The following is a 23995-nucleotide window of genomic DNA, read 5'->3' as shown; positions in this document are numbered from 1 at the left end:
CCTTTTTGCTTATCACTTAGAAGTTTCTATTCCATAAAGACCAATACCAAAAAATTCATCTTGTAAAATTAATTTACGTGTCTGAAACTAAATAAATTATATCATCTCAAACCAAAGTATTGAAGTGAAATTTTTCACATGAATTTTAAACTTTCTCTACTTTTATTTGTAACTACTGCCTATCTTTAATTTCAAAATAATGAAATTCAAATGATTTTACGAACACGATTTGGCAGAATTATCGTTTCAATCCGTATTTCTAATTCATAACATCCTATTGATTCAGTGATATCATAGAATACTTTCCAATAAATAATCTCATTGATGTTAATAAAATAAAAAGCTCTAAGCACTGATGCATCAATGCTTAGAGCTTCTATTCAAAGATTAACCAATCGAACCTTCCATTTCGAATTTGATCAACCGGTTCATTTCAACCGCATATTCCATTGGGAGTTCCTTTGTGAACGGTTCGATGAAGCCCATGACGATCATTTCCGTCGCTTCTTCTTCCGACACACCGCGGCTCATCAAATAGAAAAGCTGCTCTTCGGAAACCTTCGAAACTTTTGCTTCGTGTTCCAGTGAAATATTGTTGTTTAAAATTTCGTTATATGGAATCGTATCCGATGTAGAAGATTGGTCCATAATCAGCGTGTCACACTCAATATTCGAGCGCGCCCCATCTGCGTTCCGTCCAAAGTGAACAATCCCGCGATATGTTACGTTTCCGCCTTGTTTTGAAATTGATTTCGAAACAATTGTGCTCGATGTGTTCGGTGCCATGTGCATCATCTTCGCACCCGCATCTTGACGTTGGCCTTTTCCTGCAATTGCGATCGAAAGCGTCGTTCCACGAGCTCCCTCACCGCGAAGGTAACAAGATGGGTATTTCATCGTCAATTTCGAACCAATGTTGCCATCGATCCATTCCATCGTTCCATTTTCTTCCACAAAAGTACGTTTCGTAACGAGGTTGTATACGTTGTTTGCCCAGTTTTGGATCGTCGTATACCGACAATACGCATTTGGTTTCACGACAATTTCAACAACCGCAGAGTGAAGCGAGTTCGTCGTATAAACCGGTGCCGTACAGCCTTCCACGTAGTTGACACTTGCGCCTTCATCAACAATAATTAGCGTCCGCTCGAATTGCCCCATGTTTTCTGAGTTGATCCGGAAGTAAGCTTGAAGCGGTGTGTCTACTTTAACTCCTTTTGGTACATAAATGAACGAGCCGCCCGACCAAACCGCCGAGTTGAGCGCTGCAAATTTGTTGTCCGACGGCGGGATTACTTTCGAGAAGTGTTCCTTAAAGATGTCTTCATTTTCCTTAAGCGCCGTGTCCGTGTCTTTAAAGACAATGCCTAAGTCTTCAAGATCTTGCTTCATGTTGTGATAAACGACTTCGGATTCATATTGAGCCGATGCTCCTGCAAGATACTTCTGTTCGGCTTCTGGGATTCCAAGTTTATCAAAAGTTCGCTTGATCTCTTCCGGAACCTCATCCCAAGAGCGAACCGTCTGTTCAGACGGTTTGACGTAGTAGGTAATGTCGTCAAACTCAAGTTCAGATAAATCCCCGCCCCAAGTCGGCATTGGCATTTTGTAAAATTGCTCAAGTGACTTCAAGCGAAAGTTAAGCATCCATTCTGGCTCTTCTTTAATACTCGAAATTTCTCTTACTACTTTCTCCGTTAGTCCGCGTTCCGTACGGAAAACTGAAGTATCTTTATCATGGAAACCATATTGGTATTCGCCAATTTCTGGAATTTCAGTCATGCCTTTTCCTCCTTTAACGACCTTCTTTTTCGTAAATCGCTTTTTCCATCGCCTTCCAAGAAAGCGTCGCGCATTTAATTCGTGCTGGGAATTTTGCCACCCCTGAAAGCGCCTCTACATCCCCGTTTTCATCCACAGGTTCGTGTTCGTGCCCTTGCACCATCTCAGAAAAGCGTTGTGACATCAAAAGGGCTTCCTTTTCCGTATGTCCAATCACGCTTTCCGTCATCATCGAAGCGCTTGCCATCGAAATCGAACAGCCGCTTCCGGTAAATTTCGCTTCGACAATTTTATCGCCTTCGATTTTAAGGTGCAAATGAATTTCATCCCCACAAGTTGGGTTATTCATATCAACCGTCACATTCGAATCCGGCAGTTCGCCTTTATTTCTTGGATTCTTATAGTGATCCATAATGACTTGTCTATATAATTGGTCTAATTTTCTCGAACTCATAAGCCAAAATACTCCTTTGTCAGTTGAAGTCCGCGGATGAACACATCAATTTCTTCCTTCGTATTATAAAGATAAAAGCTTGCTCGTGCGGTTGACTGAACGCCAAGCCACTTCATAAGCGGTTGCGCGCAGTGATGTCCAGCCCGAACAGCTACCCCTTCCTCATCAAGCACCGTCGCCACATCGTGCGGGTGAATGCCATCCAAATTAAAGGTAACGAGACCACAGCGTTTTCTTGCATCAAGAGGTCCGTAAATCGTTAGTCCCTCGATTTTTTGCATCTCAGAAAGCGCGTAAGCCGTCAGTTCTTCTTCATACGCATGAATGTTGTCCATCCCAATTTCCGCCAAATAATCGACCGCCGCGCCGAGTGCAATTTCACCACCAATAGTGGGTGTCCCCGCCTCAAACTTCCACGGTATTTCTTTCCAAGTCGAATCGAAAAGCTCCACAAAATCAATCATTTCGCCGCCAAATTCCGTCGGTTCCATCCGTTCCAGCCATTCACGTTTACCATACAAAACACCCGTCCCAGTGGGCGCAAGCATTTTGTGACCCGAAAACGCATAAAAATCAACATCCAAATCCGTCACATCAACCGGCATATGCGGCACCGCCTGAGCACCATCCGCAACAAGCACCGCGCCAACACTATGCACAAGTTCCGCAATTTCCTTAAGCGGTGCAATCACACCCATCACATTCGAAACATGTGCCAAAGCAGCAATCTTCGTTTTCTCAGAAAGAACGCTTCGTACCGCTTCTAGAGTAATCGAACCATCCGCTTCAAGCTCCACGTATCGAAGCGTTGCCCCTTTACGCTTTGCAAGCTGCTGCCAAGGAATCAAATTCGAATGATGCTCCAAATAAGAAATGACGATTTCATCACCTTCAGCAACATGCGCTTCCCCGTAACTATCCGCAACCAGATTCAGTGCCGTAGTCGTACCACGCGTGAAAATCACTTCCGAACTACTTTTGGCGGAAATGAACTTCGCTACTTTCGAACGAGCTGCTTCAAACGCGTCCGTTGCCCGCCCAGCAAGCGTATGCACGCCGCGGTGAACATTGGCATTATCTTCCGTATAATAACGACTGAGCGCTTCAATCACTTGTTTAGGCTTTTGCGAAGTTGCCGCATTATCCAAGTAAACAAGCGGCTTTTCATTCACTTCTTGATTTAAAATTGTAAAATCCGAACGAATTTGAGCGAAATTTTTCATCTTAGCGCACTTTCCCTTCGATAACCTCTTTAAGCATCACTTTCACGCCTTCAATCGGCAATTGTTTCACAACCGGATCAAGGAATCCGTGAATCACAAGTCGTTCTGCTTCGCTGCGCGAAATCCCGCGACTCATCAAATAGAACAATTGAACCGGATCAACACGTCCAACAGAAGCCGCATGTCCAGCCACAACATCATTTTCATCAATCAAAAGAATCGGATTAGCATCCCCGCGAGCAGAAGGACTAAGCATTAGCACACGTGATTCTTGTTGCGCATCCGATTTCGATGCTCCGTGCTTAATGTGTCCGATCCCGTTAAAGATTGTTGTCGCTTTATCTTTCATAACTCCGTGCGAGAGAATCGTTCCCGTTGAAGCTTTTCCGTAATGCGTTACACGCGTTGTCACATTTTGCGTTTGCTTCCCGCGTCCAACCGTTACCGTCTTCACATCACCCGAAGAGCCGTCTCCCATCAAGTTCGTCACATTTTCATTGATCGTATCGCCATCATTCATTAGCCCAAGCGCCCATTCAATCCGGCTATCCGCGCCAATATGACCGCGTCGATTCATATAAGTCGTCACGTGATTCGATAAATTATCGACCGCTCCAAAAGTGATTTTTGCACCACGATTTGCGATCACCTCTTCGACCACATTCACAACGCCTTTCGAATCTTCATCAAGCGTCACATAGTTTTCCACGTAAGTCACAGAACTGTTATCGTCTGCAACGAGCAATACGTGGTTCACAAGCGGAAGAGAAGCATTTTTTTGCACGAATACCGCTTGAATCGGCTCCTTGATTTCAACATTTTTCGGCACATAAAGAAACGCTCCGCCATTAACTAATGCTGCGTGAAAAGCGGTGAGTTTGTGTTCATCAGTTTGAACAGCTTGCGTCATGAAATACTTCATGACAAGCTCCTCGTGTTCTTTTAGCGCAGTAAAAATGTCCGAAAAAATCACGCCTTGCGCTCTCAGTTCAGCACTAAGCTGAAGCTTTGCCGGATGCGTATCCACTTGCACATAAAAGTTAGCCTCTTTATTATCTAGATCCACAAGATCCGCGACTTTATCCGCGAGAACCTCATCCGTTACGCCGCTTTCAAAAGCTTGGTACGTATCAAACTTCGTAAAATTCCAGCGGTCAATCTTTGTTTTATCCACAAAAGGTAAGCTAAGCTCACCCGCCGATTTCCAGTTCGCCAAGCGAAGATCTGTAAAAGCTTTGGGTTCGCCAGCGCCTTCAGAAAAAGTGCGGATAAAATCATCCTTTAAAACTGTATTTTCCGTCATGATTTTAACCTCACTTTCCTTAGTTTTGTTCGAGTGTTTCTTCTTCCTCTTCAAACTCAATGCCAAGCTCTTGCTTGATCCAGTCATAACCTTCTGCTTCAAGACGTTTCGCAAGTTCAGGGCCGCCTTCTTTCACGACTTTCCCTTGCATCATTACGTGTACAAAGTCAGGTTCAATATAATTAAGCAAACGTTGATAGTGGGTAATAATCAAGCAGCCAAAGCCTTCGCCTCGCATCGCATTGACCCCTTTTGATACCACTTTAAGCGCATCAATATCAAGCCCTGAATCGATTTCATCCAAAATAGCAATTTCTGGTTCAATCATAAGAAGTTGCAAAATTTCGTTGCGTTTTTTCTCCCCGCCAGAAAAACCTTCATTTAAATAGCGCTCTGCCATTTCTTCATCCATATCAAGCAATTCCATTTTGTCATCTAGCTTGCGGATAAATTGCATAAGCGGAATTTCTTTTCCTTCTTCACGACGGCTATTGATAGCAGCACGAATAAACTCAGCATTCGTTACACCGCTGATTTCACTTGGGTATTGCATCGCAAGGAAAAGCCCTGCACGAGCGCGTTCATCTACTTCCATCTCCAGTACATCTTCGCCGTCCAGTGTAATCGTTCCTTGTGTTACTTCATATTTCGGATGCCCCATGATTGCCGCAGACAAAGTAGATTTCCCAGTTCCATTTGGCCCCATGATCGCATGGATTTCTCCTGTGGAAATTTCAAGGTTCACACCCTTCAAGATTTCTTTTCCTTCTATTTGAACATGTAAATCTTGGATCTTTAGTGTCGACATTAAAAAATACCCTCCCTATCGTTTGTTCATGCTTTTTCGCATAATCTCAGTTTAGTATAATTCTAATCTAATCGCAACCAATAAAAATGCGGCGCACGTTTTACCTCCTTCATTTTACTATTAAAAAGTCGAAATAGCTACCCTTCAAATGATTATCATCGTTAAATCTCATTTGAGAATCTTTCACATTCCGTTTTGAAAATGATTGCGCTTTTTTATCCACTTGAAATAAAAAAGTATAAACTTATTGCATAAAAGTTAAACTTTTGCTATATTTCTTTTGTAAGCGTTTTACTGACAGCAAGAATTAGCAAACAGCTTTTAAATAAGAGGAGGGAAAGGGAAAACATGAAAAAGAAAGCTTTGATTGTCACACTATTTGCCGCTTGTTTATTTTTAGGAGCTAATCACGCACACGCAGAAGAAAAAGCTAGTATCAGTAATGGAGGGTTTGAGAAGCCGCTTGAAAAAACTGCAACTCAAACTTACAAAGCAGAACGCGTGACTTCACTAAATGGGAAAGTCCATTCCGGGAACTTTGCTTTAAAAATTGGAAACGAAGCACCGGATAAAACCGATCCGAAATACCCATTATGGCAATTTAATGGTAGCAAAGGATCTGTGAACCAAGTCGTAAAAAACGTGAAGCCGAATACGCAGTACAAGATTTCGATGTATTACTTCAATGAAAGCGGCGCAGATATGCGACTTGGCGTGCTTGACACGGAAGGAAGTAAAAACTGGAAAAGCGGTCAGCTAAATTCGGTTTACCATAATCACAAAACGAAATCGACCGCTTGGGAACAAGATACGTTCACAATTACAACGGGACCACGCACAACTGAACTTTATTTGTTTGCTTTAACAAATTGGAGTTCAGATTTCAACTTTGCGAGTGTCTTTTATGTGGATGATTTTTCTATTGAAGAAGTTGCTAAAGAAGCGTCCACGGTCAACCAAACGATTGACTATAATCCGGCAACAGCAAACGAATTCCCTTTAACGATGCCACTGATTAAAAATTTTGTGAAAAGTGAGGCGCCAAACTTTAAGTTAAACAAAAATCATACAGACTTCTATGCCACTAAGAATACGATCTCACAGGCGAAAACACTCGCTCAAAAGCTAAAACAAGAAGGGCTAATCAAGTCCTACTCGGTCAAGCTAGATAAAGGGAAAAACAAAAAGCGTCCGGGCATTTACATAACGGAAGCGAAAATCAACTACGCACTTAAAACCGATACCCCTGTTTCTCGAAAAGAAGCGTACGAGATCAATATCTCGCAAGAAAAAGTGGAAATTCACTCGAGCCAATTGACGGGTATACAAAACGGCACGATGACCCTTCTCCAAGCTTTGCGGCAACGGGACTGGCTGCCTGCGGGAACTGTAGAGGATTACACCGACCAAGAAATCCGCGGTTTGCAGGTCGATTCCGGGCGACGCTACTATTCGATGGACTGGCTCAAGAAAACGGTCGACGAAATGGCCGAACTGAAAATGAATAAACTGCAACTTCGCTTGAAAGATAATGAAGGCATTCGTTACGAATCGAAAGTCGCTCCACAATTTGTTGATACGTATGGCGGTTACTGGACAGCATCAGAAATTCACGATCTTGTTCGCTACGCACGTGCGCGGAATATCGAGGTCATTCCAGAAGTTGATCTTCCTGGGCATTCCGAGCAAGATGGAATTTATTTTGATTCCGATTGGTTGCTTAATCCAGGTGAAGATTCACGCGCGCTAGATTTTTCGAAACCAGAAGTGAGAGAATACATGGCGAGTCTTTATAAAGAAGCTTTTGATTTATTCGATTCAAACATCGTGCATATCGGTGGAGACGAATACTTCCAAACGAAAAACTTTGAAGACCCTGAAGGAAAACTTGCAAAATGGGCACAAAAGGAATCGGGCAATCCCGAAGCCGACCAATATGACGCGTTGCGGCTCTTCTTAAATGAAATGGCAGAACCGTTCTTAGCGGAAGGAAAAACTGTCTTCGTTTGGAATGACAACTTAATTGGCGATAGCAACGCGGTTATTCCGCTTGATAAGCGTATTACAGTCGATATTTGGGCGGGTACTATTTACGGCTCAACGACTGCTAAAGAAAAAGTCAACCAAGGTTATAAAGTTGTCGGATCCGCATCTGATTTATATCATGATTTATGGCCTGAAAATGATAAATTAGATCGACCATTACCAGAAAAACTTTATAATGAATGGTTCTCAAGCACTTATTCGCGCGGATTCAATCCAGCGGAAAACTTGACTGACCAAGAGTTACTGCAAAGTAAAGGACAATTCTTCCCGATTTGGGACGATGCAAATGGCTTTGCTCCAGAATACATTTTGACTAAAACCCTTTATCCGCGAATCAACTTATTCGCTAATTCCATGTGGGGTTCTACGGAGTGGCGTGACAGAACTAACAAACCTTCTTTCGGCGAACTTGAAAGAGTGATTACTTCATTTGCAAATCAAGCCGAAGCAAGCATCCAGTACACGGATAGTGATGTTCGCTTCATTAAAGATAAGATCAATGAAGCTTTAAACGCGAATGAGCAACAAGGAACGGCGAAAGCACGCGCGGAACTAAAAGCCTATTTGGCGAAAATGGAGCAAAATCGCAAGGCAAACAACGAGAAAATTTTCACTGCGATTCGTCTATTTGAAAATCTAGGTAAGGATGCGAGCGTTAATCAAGCAACGGTCACAGTTCGTTACGAAGATACACGTGGCCAGAAACTTCTTGCTGACGTTCAGTTAAAAGGAAATATCGGCGACCGCTATCAAACGGAACGAAAAGATATCAGCGGTTATAGCTTGAAGAAAGTAATCGGACAGACTTCTGGTAAATTTAAGCATAAAGCGCAAACGATCACTTATGTATACGCGAAAAATCCAGAACGTGCTGGAAATGTCACGGTTACTTATCAAGATAAAAATGGAAAGTCGCTTGCAAAAACGGAAATTTTAACTGGAAATGTTGGCGAGCGCTATCATGTAAAAGCTAAAAACATTAAAGGATACAAATTGATTAGCTATCCAAAAAATGTAAAAGGGAGTTTCACTAAGAAAGAACAAAACGTTCGCTTTATTTATCAGTATCACAAAAATAAACACTAAGCTAAACAGAAGTCCCTTCAAGCTAGATAAGGCTTGAAGGGACTTCTGTTTCAGTTATGAATAAGCAAAATACCCATTTGTTATTTTTGTACAACTGGAATCCAAATTTCTCCGTAAACACGACCTTCTCGTTCTCCCATCTGAACGATTGCATTTGGTCCGCCAACATAAGCAACGTCTTCTACTTCCGGTAAAACTTGGCCAAAAGCAATCCCTGCAAGCGTGTTACTCAACTCCTCAGTTGACCCTGCTTCTCCACTTACCACAATATATTCACCAGTTGGAAATTGAATCATTCGAGTTGCTTCTGGCAATTCTTCATCAGTTAAAACGCCAGCATAATACATCATCTTATTATTCACCGCTTCATTTACAGCGAATAAATACTCATTTGTTGCTAGTTGCTTCAACTTCTCTAACGTGCCATCTTGTTTAATGCTTGTCCAGAATGCTTGCTTTTCGCGATTGATCCCTTCAAAATCACGATAATCACTAGTAAGTTCCGTTCCAATTCCAAGTACTACAAACTCGTCTTTTGTTTCTAGCTTATAATTTGCCACTACTATCCCTTCCTTCTCCATTTCTCACCAAACAGTTGGCTTTCCTATTTGATAGCTTTATAATACAAAGAAAAGGTTTCAAAAGATGACACTGTTTAGGAGGTTCTTATGCAAAAAGTCGAACGAATCAATACAATCATGCGTTATATCAACAACCGTGCGCATTTTACGATTGCTGAAATTATGAATGAATTTCAAATTTCTCGGTCGACAGTGATCCGTGATTTACGAGAAATTGAGCAAATTGGTTTACCGCTTATAGCAGAAGTCGGGAGAAGTGGGGGTTACTCTGTCATGAACAACGCGATCCTCCCACCCATTCGCTTTACAGATAATGAAATCAAAGCCTTAGTCGTTGCCTTCATGGCGACTCGAAACCAGCAACTTCCGTTTTTGAGAAGTCGTCAATCTTTAGCCGAGAAACTGCTAGGTTTGATTTCTGCAAATCAACAAGATGACCTCGTCGTCTTAAATCAATTGTTATTTTTTGAGGGCACAAATCCCAACAACCCGGATTTACTTGATTTAAGCGACTTGCCTCAGCCAATGCTTGAACAATTAATTGAGTTCTCTCTTTATGAAGAGCATCTTGAAATTTACATAAACGGAACTAAATATCTCATTTGTCCACTGCGGCTTTATAATGAAAAATCGATTTGGTGGCTAGAATATTATGATTTTCAACAAAAAGTTAAAAAATTAGATGCTGTAGATGAAATTGAGTCGATCCAGGCGGTTCAAAGTGCCAAAAATAAACGACTTCCTTCAAAAAAACAAATTCTTAAACAACTTGCTAAAGAAGCTAAAGAAGAAAACTTGCACTTGGAACTCGGCGCAAAGGCCATTAGCCAATTCAAAAAATACCACCCGCTTAAGTTCTCTCTTGCGTACACGAATCCTTATCAAACGAGCGCAATTTTGAAAACACAAATTGATACAAAGAACGAGGCAGAGCTTTGCGAACTGGTTCATTGGCTACTTTTTCTTGGTGAAGAATTAATGATCCGAAAAATGCCGCCAAGCCTTCAGAATGCCTATCAAGAACGCGTACGCCAAATCGCTTCTTTCTGACAAAAGGCAATCACCATTGTGTGGTTGCTTTTGTCATATATACTTTCCTCAAAAAAGCAAAGTTACGAAGCATCAACTCAACTGTTTCGAAGAATGTTAAAAATAAACATTACTACCATTAAATACACCTTTTCCGCAAAAAGCATTGTAATCTGGCGCTCGCTATGCTATTGTTTATTGTGGCGTAACACAATTGAAACAATCTAATTGTATTGTAACAATCGAATACTTTACGAAACAATCCGCTATGGAGGAGATTTATATGAAAAAAGCAATAAGCTTAGGACTTGCTCTTTTATTGCTTTTCACAACGTTATCTGGGTGTAGCTCGCCTAAATCGAATTTTACATCCACATTACGACAATTTAGTTTAAACGAACAATATACTTTAAATATTCAAACTGAAATCAATGAACTGGCTAATTTTGAGCAAATTGCTCTTTTTAAAAACCTTGAAAAAGGAGATTCACTATCCGCCAAAGTTTCAATGGACGAAAAACAAAAAACAACTTTTGCTGATGTCAATATCCGTAAAAACGAAATTCCGCTTCATTTTGAAGCTTTGCAAAACAATAAAACCGGTCGCGTTTATATTCCTGTTAACACGCTCTATCAACTTAACGATGAAAGCAAGCAAGCTTTTGGCAAAAGCGGTCAAGAAATTCTCGATTTTGTTTTAGAAAATAATACGGCGTTAAAAGCCAAATATCTGGATTTCTATGATACGGCACAAAACCTGCTTGGCTTTACGATCAACCAAGTTGCCGCTGAAAAACAGGCAAACGAAATCCGCCGGCTCGAAAAAGAAACACTGCAAGTTTTATACGATTTCCTCAACCAGATGGACGAAGATGATTTTAGGCAAGAAAAAGGACGCAAAATTTCACTTCAATTGAACAAGCGCGACTTGAGCAAATTGATGGACGAAGTCTTACAAGTATGGGATAAAGATGATGCCGCTATTCATGTACTATCAACTGGAAAAGAAATATCTAAAACCGAAGCAAAACGCATCTGGAGCGACTTAAAGAAAAATATGAAAGCCGAAATGAAAAAACTGGTAGCAACTAAGGGAGAAAATCTATCCGTACAGTTAACACTTGAGCAAAATTCCGAAAGTAAATTTAAGAATTTAAAAATCCGAGTTTTGCACACATCTGCTGAAAAAGCGACGCAACTAGATCTTTTAACAAGCATCGAAGCACTTCCTTTTGAAGAAGTGCAAGCGATGCCTGAGAAAAACAAGATCGTGAACAAAAAAGAGCTCGATAAAGCCATTTCTGACGGATTAAAGAAGTATTTAGAGAAAACGCGCCAATGAAAACCGCCCACGTCGGGCGGTTTTTTACTACAAGAAAAAGCGAAAAGTAAAGGTATTCCTCTACTTTTCGCTTTTTCTTTAACTAATAAACTAGCTTATTTATCGACAGGTACGACTGCACCTTTCCATTTATCCGTAATCCAATTTTGGATTTCTTTCGAATGCAACACTTCAACAAGTTTCTTGATGTTTTTATTGTTCTTGTTTGATTCTTTTGTTACGACAATGTTCGCATACGGAGAATCTTTGCTTTCAATCGCAATAGAATCTTTCGTTGGATTCAAGTTTTGATCCACAACAAAGTTGGAGTTGATCGCAACCGCATCGCCTTCTTCATGGTTATATGCCGTCATCAAGTAAGCTGGATCTAAGTCATATTTGAATTTCAAGTTCTTCGGATTGTCTTTAATATCATCAAAAGTTGCATCTTCAGGTTTCACACCGTCTTTTAGAGTGAGCAATCCTTCATCAACAAAAATGCCGATCACACGTGGCCAGTCCGATTTACTGTTTGATAGCAAAATTTGTGCGCCATCTTTTAGTTCCTTCAAGCTTTTCACTTTCTTCGAATAAATTCCCATTGGCTCAATATGAATCGCTCCCACATCCGCGAATTTGTAGCCCTTTTCTTTTTCTTCTAGTTCAAGGTAAGGTTTGTGTTGGAAATAGTTTGCATCAATCTCGCCTTCATCTAACGCTTTGTTTGGAAGTACATAATCTTGATACGTTACAATTTTAAGGTCAATGCCTTCTTTTTTCAAAATCGGTTTGGCTTTCTCTAAAATTTCCGCATGAGGTGTATTTGAAGCTCCAACAACTAATTCTTTACTGTCTCCTGAACTTTTCTTGTCGGCATTTCCACCGCAAGCAGCTAAAACTAATACTAAACTAAAAACAAATAATGCACTTAAAACCTTTTTCATTTTGACACGCTCCTTTTTTATCGTTTATCCACGATTTTCGTAAGTAAATCGCCGATGAATTGAAAAATGAAAACAATGATTAAAATAATGATCGTCGCAATAATCGTAATTTCTGGCTGGTTACGCTGGAAGCCTTCTAAGTACGCGGCATTCCCGAGTCCACCAGCACCAATGATTCCTGCCATTGCGGTAAATCCAACAAGCGAAATCGCCGTAACGGTAATTCCCGAAATCAGTGCGGGTAGCGCTTCTGGGATGAGGACTTTGAAAATCGTTGTCGATAAGCCGCCTCCCATTGCTTTTGCAGCTTCAAGAACACCTTTATCCACTTCACGGAAAGCAATTTCAACCATGCGTGCATAAAATGGAGCCGCTGAAATAATCAGCGCGGGTAAGGCTGCCTTTGGGCCAATAATCGTCCCAATCACAGCGCTTGTAACCGGAAGAAGTAAGACGATTAAAATGATAAAGGGAATCGACCGGAAAACGTTCACGAGGACGGCCGTCACCCAATATAATATTCTTGCAAAAAAGTTTTGTTTGCGGTTCGTTAAAAACAGTAAGAGACCAAGCAAGATGCCGAGGATAAACACGGCAATCAGCGAAATAATTGTCATGTACAAGGTGTCTTTCGTGTAACCCCACATGGCTGTCCAGTCAATATCGCTCAAAAATGCGTTCATCCTTCAATCACTTCCGTTTCTACTTTCGCCGCGCGTAGCGACTCAATCGTCTTTTCAATTTCTTCGTCTGTTCCTTGGATTTGCACATAAAGCGTGCCATAAGCCCCATTTTGCGTTTGTGTGAGACTGCCGTGAAGCACGTTTAAATCCACCTCGTATTTTTGAGCCACTTGTGAGATAACCGGCTGGGTTGCATTCTCGCTCATAAACAGCAACTTCACGATCCTGCCTTCAGAATAATTGGTGAGTAGTAGGTGGATCAGTTCTTCTGTTTCATCCGATTCAGTCACTTGTTCGATAAAACGCTTCGTCACATTTTGTTTCGGATGTTTAAAGACCTCAAGCACGTCTCCAAGCTCCACCACTTTTCCCGCTTCCATAACAGCCACTCGGTTACAAATCTTGCGGATGACATGCATTTCATGGGTAATCACAATAATAGTCAAGTTCAGCCGTTTGTTGATATCAAGCAAAAGATCCAAAACTTCATCTGTCGTTTGCGGATCAAGTGCGCTCGTTGCTTCATCGCAAAGCAAAACATCTGGGTCATTCGCAAGCGCTCGCGCGATTCCAACACGTTGTTTTTGACCACCGCTTAGTTCAGAAGGATAAGCATCTTCCTTCCCGGAAAGCCCCACAAGTTGAATCAGTTCTTGCACACGCTCTTTTCGCTCAGCTCGTTTCACGCCAGCAATTTCAAGTGGGAAAGCAATATTTTCAAATACCGTCCGCGACCAAAGCAAGTTGAAATGCTGGAAAATCATCCCGATTTTTTGGCGTGCTTTTCGAAGTTCGCGCCCCTTAATTTGACTGATTTTTTTATTATCTACCGTTACATCGCCTGCAGTTGGTAATTCGAGTCCGTTGAACAAACGGATCAAACTACTTTTCCCAGCTCCGGAATAACCCACGACGCCGAAAATTTCACCATCAGCAATTTCTAGGCTGACATCATCCACTGCACGCACGCGATTTTTACGCGCTACATAATCTTTTACTACGTTCTGGAGTGTTATCATTTTGCCTCACCTTTTCCTCATAAACTAAAAATGCCTTCCTGCATGAGCAGAAAGGCATGAATAAATTCAACTTCGCTTTCTTCTCATCTTTCAGAACCTTTCGTTCTGCATGAATTAGCACCTTAAGTAAAAAACACTTAGGTTGCTGGGTTTCACAGGGCATTTCCCTCCACCGCTCTGGATAAGAATTTAGAACTATTTATTTGGATTATTATATCCTCTGTTTTTTTAATCTTACATTTTGAAGAACCATTTGTCAACAATAAATTATATGGTTTTCTTCACTCAAAGCCAAATCGCTGGTGCCACACTTGCCATAAAAAACGCCTGTTCAACCGTTTCGCCGTACATATGCAGAACAATCGTTTGGCTCACAAAATAAAAAACTGCCAAGACCGTCAAAATCGCCACTACAAGAATCGTCAGGTTTTTCATGGTCATCACTTTTCCTCCTCATGCTTCCTAGTTTACCTTGCCAAACTTAATCGCAAAGAAAGAAAAAGATAAGAAAGTTTAAAGATTGAGTAGCGGTAATTTCACCGTGAAAGTAGTCTTCCGGTTCTTGCTTGTCGCCGTCACAAGCCCACCGTGCCGTTCCACGATCGACTTCGAAATCGCAAGCCCAAGCCCCGTTCCCGTCGTCGTTCGGTTTTTATCCACTTTGTAAAAACGCTCAAATAAATGTGGCAAGTCAAGCGCCGGAATCTCTTCCCCAAAATTAGTTACATTAACGACGGCCCAGTCTTCTTCCTGATACGCCACAACTTCGATTTTTCCGCTATCACTACCATAGCGAAGCGCATTTGAAAACAAGTTTTCAAATAGCCGCATAATTTGATTGCCATCCCCGTTCACAAGCAAGTTTTCCGCTTGATAAAGCTCCACAATTTCCGTACCTTTTTCTCGCGCCAAGCCATCAAACTCCGCCACAAGTTGCCGCAACAGTTCCACCATATCAATCCGATCTTTCGCAAGCAAATAATCTGGACTTTCAAGCCGCGTATACGAAAACAAGTCATCAATCAATTTATGCAAATGCCGCGCCTTATCATACACCAAATCCGTATAATATTTGAGCTCCACTTCGTCGCGGTACCGGTCATCATGAATATAGCTCAAATAGCCAAGAATCGAGGTGAGTGGTGTTCGCAAATCATGCGAAACATTTGTGATCAAATCATTTTTCGTTTGCTGCGCTTCCTGTTCCTGCTCCATCAAGTTCTTCTGGCGCGCCCGCATTTTCTCAATGTTCGTCTCAAGTTCGCTAATTTCCGGAACAAGGCTCGACGTATCAACAGCTCGGTCCGTGCCAAGCGCATAATTGATCGTCCGAAGCTGATTTTTCAGCGCCCGCCCGCGCATAAACCGGTAGAAAAGGTAAAACACAAGCCATGCCATCAAAACCAGCAACACATATTTCGCAAGAATCATAATTGGAGATTCGACGATATTGTTATACTTTCCGCGCCCAAACAAGTCGATAAACGAATCATTCAACCCACGCAAAACCACCGAATCATCACGAATCGAAAGCAGCCATAAATAAATCGTTTGTAGAGCAAAGGAAGCAACAAACCAAGATAAAATCGCAAATAAAATAATTTGCCACGGTCGCATCACGTGCATCACATGTTTTAACCAACGTTTAAATTTCAATTTTATATCCTACTCCCCAAATCGTTTTGATGACATTTTCGCCACCCATCGCCACCCGCATTTTGTCTCGCAAGTTGCTAATGTGGACCATCACCGTTTTACTCGCTCCAAAAGCTTGCTCTTGCCAAATTTTCTCGAAAATATATTCCGAACTGAAAACTCGGCCAGGTTCACTAGCCAGCAAATAAAGAATATCAAATTCCGAAGTCGTCAAATGCAGTTCGTTTCCAGAAACCGTCACAATGTGTTGATCGCGATTAATTTCAATCGGTCCAATCACAAGATGATGGCTTTCCGAACTCGTTCCTTGTTGCATTTGCTTGATGCGCCGCAAAATCGCTTTAACCCGCACCGAGAGTTCTAGCGGATTGAACGGTTTGATCATATAATCATCTGCGCCCGTAAGTAAGCCCATAATTTTGTCGTTATCTTCCGCTTTCGCGCTGAGCATCAAAATCGGCGTTAAAATCCCCTCGCTACGCATTCTGCGACAAACCTCAAGCCCATCCAGTTTTGGCATCATAATATCTAAAATCACAAGCGAGAATTCCCGCTCATTCACAAGTTCTAAAACTCTTTCCCCGTCATAAGCCTGGTAAATCTCATAGCCTTCATTTTGAAGATAGAGCTGCACCAAATCCACAATTTCTTTATCATCATCAGCAATTAAGATGGCTGTCATATTAAAATCGCTCCTCTAATTTGTTAGTCCCATTGTATCACCACTACAAGAAAAAAAGAAATCCGAATCAGATTTCTTTAGTAAAAATTAAACTTTTCATTTAGCTATAAATACGTTCTTCTTCCGGCTCAAGGTGAATCAAGACCTGTGCCTTCGAATAAAAGTCATATATTTCTTTTTCAATTTCGTTGCAGAGCGCGTGCGCTGTCTCGATTGTCATCTCTGAAGGCACGACCAAATGAAAATCAATATATTCTTCTGCCCCAGCACGACGCGAGCGAAAATCATGGAATTCAATAAACTCAGCTTGATGCGCCATAATGATCCGCTTAATTTCTGCTTCTTCTTTGCGCGACAAACGTTGATCCATAAGCGGCGGAAAAGATTCTTTCAGCAATTTAAAAGCCTCATACATAATATAAATCGCCGTCAAAATTGCGATGATCGGATCAAGAAACAGCCAGCCCGTCAAATGAACCAAGAGCAAACTGAATGCAATGCCAAGCGAGGTGAACACATCCGTATACAAATGAAGCGCATTCGATTTCATCGCAACCGAATTGGCTTTATCTGCCGCTCGTTTAATGATGCGAGAAACGACGAAATTGATGAGTGCGCCAAGTACCATAACTCCGATTCCAAGCATTGGCAGTCTAATTTCATGTGGATTGAAAAACTTGTCGATCGACTCTGTGATAATCCAAATTCCCGCTACAAAAATCAACAGCGTTTCGATTGTTCCTGCAATATTTTCCGCTTTACCATGCCCATAAGGATGATCCTCATCGGCCGGACGTCCAGAAATTCGGAGTGAAAAAAAAGTGATGACTGAGGCGAATAAATCCATTGAAGAATGAATTCCCTCTGAAATGACAGCAACCGATCCTGTCAAAAACCCGATGATCAATTTCAAAACGACAATCACAAAGTTACTGATCACCGAAAGAATCGTTAAATTTTTATGTTTTTCTACATGACTTGCTTCCATTTTAAACCCCCAGAACTTTTTGCCGTAGTTATCTTATCACAGCCTGCCGCTTTGGGTCTACAGCAATCTTTTTAGTAGTGTTCAGCTCTATATCGAGAAGGAAAAAGTTTTTCCTTTAGGCAAATTTGGAAGTAAATTCAAAGACATCCATGACATTATTGATTTCGTAGCGCTTAGCGACGAGCTTGCCATTTTGAATCGCGACAAGCGCAGGAACGGATTCAATTTCAAATTGACTAGCATAATCTGGGATGTAGTTAAGGTCGATTTCGGCAATTTGTAGTCCCGCCTCCCCTTTCAACACGAGTTCAATCATTTCACGAGCAACCTGACACCCGCCACACATCGGCGTGTAAAAAAAGAAGAGCTGATCCCGTTTTTCCTTAAGCACCGCCTCAAGTTCTTGCTTCCCAAAAGTGAGCACAAGCATTTCCTCCTTTCCATGAAGAAAAACCGGCTCCACAAGGGAACCGGTTTTCGCTGTCTATTCCTTACGCTTCGTCAACGCGTTTTTGGTAATCTTCGCTTGAAAGTAGTTCATCCAAATCTGCTTCATTTGTTGCTTCCACTTTCAAAATCCAGCCTTCGCCGTATGGATCGCTATTTAACGTTTCCGGAGCATCTTCAAGAGCCGGATTGATTTCAACGACTTTACAAGCAATCGGTGCTAGAAGATCAGAAACCGTTTTAACTGATTCAACACTTCCATATCCACCATCTTTTTCAAATTCATCGCCAACTTCAGGGAGTTCAACGAATACAATGTCCCCTAACTGATCTTGTGCGAAATCCGTGATTCCAATCAGATATGTATCGCCGTCTTTTTTCACCCATTCATCATCACTTGAATACTTTAAAGTTTCTGGTATATTCACAGCCATTTTAAAAATTCCTCCTTTTTTCTCTTTGCTATTACGCTTTATTATTTCCAATCAGCTTCAAATTCTTGCTCTTTAAAGCCGAGTGTTACCTTATTCCCGTCCGTTGTAAGCGGGCGCTTAATGAGTTTCCCATCAGAAGCAAGCAGCTTGAATGCTTCATCCTCCGGCATATCCTCAAGTTTGTCTTTAAGACCAAGCTCGCGGTATTTAATCCCACTTGTGTTAAAGAAACGGCGTAGCGGCAACCCACTTTTCTGCCAAAGCGCTTTGAGCGTTTCCGCAGTTGGCGGCGTTTCAACCAAGTCAATTTGGTTATACTTCACTTGATTTTCATCGAGCCAAGCCTTCGCTTTCCGGCAAGTTGAACATTTTGGATAGCAGTAAAAATCAATCACATCAGTTGCTCCCTTCATACTCTATTCACTTTCTATCATAGAATATTTTAAAGGAAAGCACAACTAAAAAAACAGTAACTTCATATTACAGTAATCATCTTATCACGACTTCAATATGAAAACAACACCAACGTAGTAAGCGCATACAAAAAATGTTTTTTCTAACTCAATGTTTAAAAAACCGACACATTTATGGAACAAAATTCTTATTTTATTAGAAAACCGCTTACTTCAAGTGCGAATAGGCAAATGCAGCAAGCGGCTTGAATTTGTTCGGAATCATGGCTCTAAAACTTCGGTCTTGATATTGTAGAGTCTGAGATTGTTTTGGAACCATTCAGAATAACATAGCTCTAAAACCTCGGAAAGTTTTCCCAACATTTCGTAATCGCACCACTCGTCCCTAGCTTCGAATGCTGATTCACGATGATCGTGCGCCAACCCATTTATTCATCCACTCGCTTTCTTGCTTCATAAAGTCCTGTTATCGACTGATAAACAATGGTTGCTTTTAGTAGTTCAGCTGTACTTGTGTACCGGTGACGATCAATTTTTTCGCCAAAAAACTCAAAGCTAGCTGGGGCCCCCATTTTATTAAGCTGCATCAAATTAACAAACGAAACCGCCATTTCTTGGGCAGGAGCATCTTGATTTTTTTCGTATAACGCTTCAACCTGCTCTAACCGCTTATGAGCTAATGTGTATTTCTTGGTAAATACACTGACCGCTGCCAAAACCTCTGAAAAACTCTCTCTATGCTTTTCAACATATTCTAAGCTGTCATCTTTTTCAGCCGAATTACCCATACTAATTTTTGCGTGATATAACAATTCAACTAAGTGATTAGGAAGAATCATTTGATTTCCTTTTTGTGCTTCGCCCGCACTAGCCAGTAAACGACGACGACCATCTTCAAATTCATAAAGCGCATATTTAGGTAACTTCAGTTGGACAGTTGGATTGATGTAACCTCTACTTTCCAAAAAGCGCACGGCGTCTTTTTCAAATGCTGTTCGTTCCATAATTGTAATTCCTAAAATTTCCTGCGTGACTTTACGACTCTTTCCTTTTTCATGAGTAAACAAGATCGAATAAGCTACAATCGGACTGTCAAAACCACCATATTTAGTTGTATCCCACTCATTTTTACGCGGAATCAACTTTTTCGAAGGTCCTTTCGGCAAAATCGATTCTTTAGAAAAGCTACCCGTTTGCACTTCAACTTTTTTAACAATATTCATTTGGTGATAGCCTAAAACTTTTTTGATTGTCTTGATATCTCGTTCTTTATGCCAAACAATTTCACCATTTTCATCGGCTCTTCTATCCGTATCAAAAAAGCGCATAATATTCGAGTAAAATTGCGTTTTCTCTGTTGCTTTGTTATCTTTGAAAAAGTCAAATTTACGATAATCTCCATAGACAAACTCTGGGGCAAGCTTTGGATAGACTTTTAATAAAGCGTTTGCCACAACACCATTTAGATAGGCATCATGTGCGTGATGGTAATCATTGATTTCTCTGACCTTATATAGCTTAGTCATTTGCCTAAAGCGACTAGTTAAAGCTGATTTCAGTGTGACAATTTGAGTTTTAAAAATGGTTTTCCCCTCTGAGTCTTTTTCTCCATTAAACTGTTGATGAAGAATGCCCGCAACATTTTTAGTGATTTGTCTCGTTTCAACAAGTTGACGTTTGATGAATCCTAGTTTATCTTTTTCTGTTAATCCACCACGCTCTGCTTTTGTTAAGTTATTTAATTTCTTATCACTGATTAATTTTGCACGATGAAGTGAATCCCAAATTGATTTCATTTTCCTGACTACATCAATATTAGGAACATCATCTGATTTCCCACGGTTTCCGGCAGAAGTTACTAGCACACGATTATCTAATGAATTATCAGTTATAAAGCTCTGTGGAATAATATGGTCAATGTCGTATTGTGAGAGATTGTGTATATCTAGCGGCTTACCCGTATACATATCTCTCCCATTTTGTAAGTAATACAAATACAAACGATCATCCTGCAAGTCAGCATTTGTCGCTGGATGTTCTTTTAAAATATCGCTTTTAAGTTCGCGAATCGATTCTTCAAGTCTTTTCAACCGAGGCTTGGAATTATTCCTTCCTTTTGCAGTCGTCTGAGTTTCGCGAGCCATTTCGATCACAATTTTCTTAGGTGGATACCCCATAATCCCTACTAACTCTTGAACGACTTTCAAACTTTGTAAAATTCCTTTTTTAATAGCAGGACTGCCAGGCAATTCTCGCACAATTTCATCAATCCCTGCAGACATGTCTACACTTGCTTTTTCAATAATTTCCTTAAAGCTCAAATTCTTATCCGAAATGAGTTGCATCAAGTTTCGGTTAATATTTTTCTTAACCCCATCGTCACTCATTAAATAATCCAAAATTGTTTTTTGCGACTGCTTGTCACGAATACCAACCAATAATTTTCTAGAAAAGCGTCCCCAGCCCGTATAATGACGGCGTTCCAATTTTTTCAAAATGTCTTTTGAAAGAAGATCCGAATATTTACTTAGTTGCGCGTGAATCATCTTACGGTCCTCAAAAACCGTCAAAATTTTAACGATTTCTTCGAACATTTCCTCATTTTCTGGATCATTCAAAAGCTCTTCAGAAATCCCCATTTTGATAAAATCATGATATGACTTAAGCGAAGCATTGAAGGAGTTTTCAATCCCGTTCACTTCAGGACTTTCTAGGCCAAAGACATTGCTCAAATAATTTTCTAGCATTTTCCGAGTCACCTTACGCTGAGCTTTAAACAATTGATTAAAGATATCCAGTTTTTCTTGCCCATTAAAATTTTGTACGATCCCTCGATCATCCGTATAGGAAACCTTTGTTAATTCATTGTAAACCATGTATTTTTCATAGATCAGACTATGTTTAGGTAGTACTTTTTCTTCCGGCAAATATGTATCAAAATTCGTCATTTTCTCGATGAATTTCACTGCTGAATTCGCCACATCAATGTTTTCTTGTAAATTCCACGGACGAATTGCCTCATCCGTCGTACGTTCTAGCCAAGCAAATCTGCTGTTATCTTTCGCCAAAGGACCGACATAGTAAGGAATTCTAAACGTAACAAGCGATTCAATCTTCTCCTGATTCTCCGCCAAGAAAGGATAATAAGTCGCTTGTTGCTTGATGATCGCCTGTAACTCCTTCAAATGAATCTGATGCGGAATCACCCCATTATCGAAAGTCCGTTGTTTTCTCAAAAAATCTTCTTGCTCGATCTTTTCAAGAAACAACTGAGCACCCGCAAGTCCACTTAGTTTTTTCTTTAAAAAGGCGTAAAATTCCGCCTGAGTAGTCCCGCCATCAATGTATCCCGCATAGCCATCTTGTTTCGCATCCACAAAGAATGTTTCATATTCATCAGGCAAATGCGTTTTGATAAGCTCTTTCAACGCTGCTAAATCCGTTTTGTGCTCCTTAAAACGTTTCATCATCGCACTTGACAATTTAGCTCTTGTTGCGCGGTCATTAACCGTCAAAATGTTCGCCAGTTCCATCGCATCATAGACATTCTTAGCCGCAGCAAAAAGTTCGGCATAGTCATCCCCAATACGCCCAAGCAACTCTTCCAAGTCTTCATCATAAGTTTCTTTCGAAAATTGAATTTTAGCATCCTCAGCCAACTTAAAAATCGATTTAAAATTCCCTTGATTACCGACCATCAATTTAAAAAACTGATTCAATAGCCCATTTGATTTTTCACCAGGAAAAAGTTTCAGCAATTCATCAGCTTTTCGCGATCTCGAAAGTTTATCCTTCAAGATTTCTTCCACTTTCACATCATCTGACATTTCTGCACCAGCATAATCAGTTTCATTATAAGCTTCCATAAAAGCGCGAAATGTTTCTTTAATTGAACTATTTTCGAGATTCAAATCCCCTTCAATCAAAAAATGCCCTCGGAATTTGACGATGTGAGCCAAAGCCAAATAAACCAATCGCAAATCCGCTTTATCTGTCGAATCCGCGAGTGACTTCCGAAGATGATAAATGGTTTTAAAGTTTTTATGATACTCTACTTCTTCTTCAATTGTCCCAAAAATGGGGTGCCTTTCATTCTTTTTATCATCCGCAACTAAATAACTCTCATCAAGTCGTGCGAAAAAGTTTTCATCTACTTTGTTCATTTCCGGGCCAAAAATTTCTTGCAAATAATTCAAACGATTTTTGCGACGACGTAATCTACGACGAGTTGTCCGTTTTAACCGTGTATCCATCGCAACTTGTCCAGCATCAAACAAACGAACGCCCCAAAAATTTTTCTTTACACTCGTCTTCCCCGTCAAGCCGGTCACTTTCATTCTACGCCGTACAAGGTTGTGATCGTCCGTTAGAACCGCCCAACCAACACTGTTTGTCCCAATGTCCAAACTAATTGAATAATCCTTCATCTCGATGCCTCTTTTCTTTTAAAATAAATTTGTTCTTAGGTAACGTGAGACTAGTCGATTCCCCATGTCCCCTATTCACTAAAAGTAGTTCGTTAATTCCGATTTAATTATATACCATTTAGATATTTAATCAATAACCCTATTGCAAAATAATTTTAATTTGATATAATAGTGATGTTGGAATTATTCAGAATAACATAGCGAGTTAAAATAAGGCTTTGTCCGTAACCAACTTTTAAAGTAGCGCTGTTCTCGGCGCTTTTTTCATACCCAAATTTATGGAAAACTAAGGCAGGCTTATCTTTCATAGTAAGCTCCGCCTAGTTACTTCCTTTCAATTTAATATTTCACAGTTTCATGCTATTTTAGAAAAGCTTATTTTTTAGCAATCAGAATTTGGTATAATAGAAGTCTTTAGAATCATAACTTTATTTACATATCTTAATGGAACGACCAAAAAAAGATAGAAAAGAACCATCAGAATAGAAGTTCTGCTAGGGACGAGTACTGCGATTACGAAATGTCGGAAAAACTTTCCGAGGTTTTAGAGGTATGTTATTCTGACTGGTTCCAAAACTTTAATTCGATTAATTTGCTTTCTCTTGTGGTTTTAGAGGTATGTTATTCTGACTGGTTCCAAAACTTTAGTAGGCGTGGTTCTACTTTTCA

At 40.6% G+C, this 23995-nt stretch carries 20 protein-coding genes and 1 riboswitch; of the genes, 3 read left to right on the top strand and 17 right to left on the bottom strand.

The window, feature by feature from the left end:
- Positions 1–387 precede the first annotated feature (387 nt).
- The 5 genes from sufB to sufC are packed head-to-tail and all read right to left on the bottom strand — an operon-like array spanning position 388 to position 5570.
- Complete coding sequence (sufB, locus tag HCK02_RS06740) at positions 388–1782, bottom strand: Fe-S cluster assembly protein SufB (RefSeq protein WP_167629316.1); 1395 nt, start codon at positions 1780–1782, stop codon at positions 388–390.
- Between the two features lie 13 nt (positions 1783–1795).
- Complete coding sequence (gene sufU, locus HCK02_RS06735; protein WP_167629315.1) at positions 1796–2236, bottom strand: Fe-S cluster assembly sulfur transfer protein SufU; 441 nt, start codon at positions 2234–2236, stop codon at positions 1796–1798.
- Positions 2233–3459, bottom strand: coding sequence for a cysteine desulfurase (locus HCK02_RS06730; RefSeq protein ID WP_167629314.1), 1227 nt, complete (start codon positions 3457–3459; stop codon positions 2233–2235). Before HCK02_RS06730 ends, sufU begins: the two co-directional genes overlap by 4 nt.
- A 1-nt stretch (position 3460) precedes the next feature.
- Positions 3461–4762, bottom strand: a complete 1302-nt coding sequence (sufD, locus tag HCK02_RS06725; protein ID WP_167629313.1) for a Fe-S cluster assembly protein SufD — start codon at positions 4760–4762, stop codon at positions 3461–3463.
- Positions 4763–4781: 19 nt separating this feature from the next.
- Positions 4782–5570: a Fe-S cluster assembly ATPase SufC gene (gene sufC / locus HCK02_RS06720; protein WP_115752937.1), complete on the bottom strand. Its 789-nt coding sequence runs from the start codon at positions 5568–5570 to the stop codon at positions 4782–4784.
- 348 nt (positions 5571–5918) lie between these two features.
- Here sufC and HCK02_RS06715 point away from each other — a divergent pair, with 348 nt between their 5' ends.
- Positions 5919–8702, top strand: a complete 2784-nt coding sequence (locus HCK02_RS06715) for a family 20 glycosylhydrolase (RefSeq protein ID WP_167629312.1) — start codon at positions 5919–5921, stop codon at positions 8700–8702.
- Between the two features lie 80 nt (positions 8703–8782).
- On the opposite strand, the gene HCK02_RS06710 is transcribed toward HCK02_RS06715, so the two are convergent.
- Complete coding sequence (locus HCK02_RS06710) at positions 8783–9262, bottom strand: GyrI-like domain-containing protein (protein ID WP_167629311.1); 480 nt, start codon at positions 9260–9262, stop codon at positions 8783–8785.
- 108 nt (positions 9263–9370) lie between these two features.
- On the opposite strand from HCK02_RS06710, the gene HCK02_RS06705 reads away from it, so the two are divergent.
- Together HCK02_RS06705 and HCK02_RS06700 are read left to right on the top strand one after the other, a co-directional pair.
- Positions 9371–10333: a helix-turn-helix transcriptional regulator gene (locus HCK02_RS06705; protein WP_167629310.1), complete on the top strand. Its 963-nt coding sequence runs from the start codon at positions 9371–9373 to the stop codon at positions 10331–10333.
- Between the two features lie 262 nt (positions 10334–10595).
- Positions 10596–11654 carry an Lmo2079 family surface lipoprotein gene (locus HCK02_RS06700; RefSeq protein WP_167629309.1) on the top strand — a complete coding sequence of 353 codons (1059 nt, stop codon included), beginning with the start codon at positions 10596–10598 and terminating at the stop codon, positions 11652–11654.
- Between the two features lie 95 nt (positions 11655–11749).
- On the opposite strand, the gene HCK02_RS06695 is transcribed toward HCK02_RS06700, so the two are convergent.
- The 11 genes from HCK02_RS06695 to cas9 all read right to left on the bottom strand — a co-directional run bounded on the left by HCK02_RS06695 (position 11750) and on the right by cas9 (position 23326).
- Complete coding sequence (locus HCK02_RS06695; RefSeq protein WP_167629308.1) at positions 11750–12577, bottom strand: MetQ/NlpA family ABC transporter substrate-binding protein; 828 nt, start codon at positions 12575–12577, stop codon at positions 11750–11752.
- Positions 12578–12594: 17 nt separating this feature from the next.
- Positions 12595–13260 carry a methionine ABC transporter permease gene (locus HCK02_RS06690; protein WP_167629307.1) on the bottom strand — a complete coding sequence of 222 codons (666 nt, stop codon included), beginning with the start codon at positions 13258–13260 and terminating at the stop codon, positions 12595–12597.
- Positions 13257–14279: a methionine ABC transporter ATP-binding protein gene (locus HCK02_RS06685; protein ID WP_167629306.1), complete on the bottom strand. Its 1023-nt coding sequence runs from the start codon at positions 14277–14279 to the stop codon at positions 13257–13259. The genes HCK02_RS06690 and HCK02_RS06685 overlap by 4 nt, the downstream gene beginning before the upstream one ends.
- Positions 14280–14359: 80 nt before the next feature.
- Positions 14360–14467, bottom strand: a riboswitch (SAM riboswitch).
- Between the two features lie 97 nt (positions 14468–14564).
- Positions 14565–14720, bottom strand: coding sequence for a hypothetical protein (locus tag HCK02_RS06680; RefSeq protein ID WP_167629305.1), 156 nt, complete (start codon positions 14718–14720; stop codon positions 14565–14567).
- 72 nt (positions 14721–14792) lie between these two features.
- Positions 14793–15941 carry a sensor histidine kinase gene (locus tag HCK02_RS06675; RefSeq protein ID WP_425482864.1) on the bottom strand — a complete coding sequence of 383 codons (1149 nt, stop codon included), beginning with the start codon at positions 15939–15941 and terminating at the stop codon, positions 14793–14795.
- Positions 15925–16617, bottom strand: coding sequence for a response regulator transcription factor (locus HCK02_RS06670; RefSeq protein ID WP_167629303.1), 693 nt, complete (start codon positions 16615–16617; stop codon positions 15925–15927). The genes HCK02_RS06675 and HCK02_RS06670 overlap by 17 nt, the downstream gene beginning before the upstream one ends.
- A 100-nt stretch (positions 16618–16717) precedes the next feature.
- Complete coding sequence (locus HCK02_RS06665) at positions 16718–17605, bottom strand: cation diffusion facilitator family transporter (RefSeq protein ID WP_122865035.1); 888 nt, start codon at positions 17603–17605, stop codon at positions 16718–16720.
- Between the two features lie 115 nt (positions 17606–17720).
- Positions 17721–18029 (bottom strand): thioredoxin family protein, encoded by a 309-nt coding sequence (locus tag HCK02_RS06660; RefSeq protein ID WP_165849958.1) that lies wholly within the window; start codon positions 18027–18029, stop codon positions 17721–17723.
- A 67-nt stretch (positions 18030–18096) separates the two neighbouring features.
- Entirely contained in the window at positions 18097–18480 is a 384-nt protein-coding gene (gcvH, locus tag HCK02_RS06655) for a glycine cleavage system protein GcvH (RefSeq protein ID WP_115753743.1), read from the bottom strand.
- Between the two features lie 47 nt (positions 18481–18527).
- Positions 18528–18881: an arsenate reductase family protein gene (locus tag HCK02_RS06650; RefSeq protein ID WP_167629317.1), complete on the bottom strand. Its 354-nt coding sequence runs from the start codon at positions 18879–18881 to the stop codon at positions 18528–18530.
- Between the two features lie 446 nt (positions 18882–19327).
- Positions 19328–23326: a type II CRISPR RNA-guided endonuclease Cas9 gene (gene cas9, locus HCK02_RS06645; protein WP_167629302.1), complete on the bottom strand. Its 3999-nt coding sequence runs from the start codon at positions 23324–23326 to the stop codon at positions 19328–19330.
- Positions 23327–23995 lie beyond the last annotated feature (669 nt).

Origin of the sequence: Listeria valentina (assembly GCF_011800755.1) — a bacterium.
GTDB lineage: Bacteria > Bacillota > Bacilli > Lactobacillales > Listeriaceae > Listeria > Listeria valentina.
This window is presented reverse-complemented; position numbering and strand designations above follow the sequence as displayed.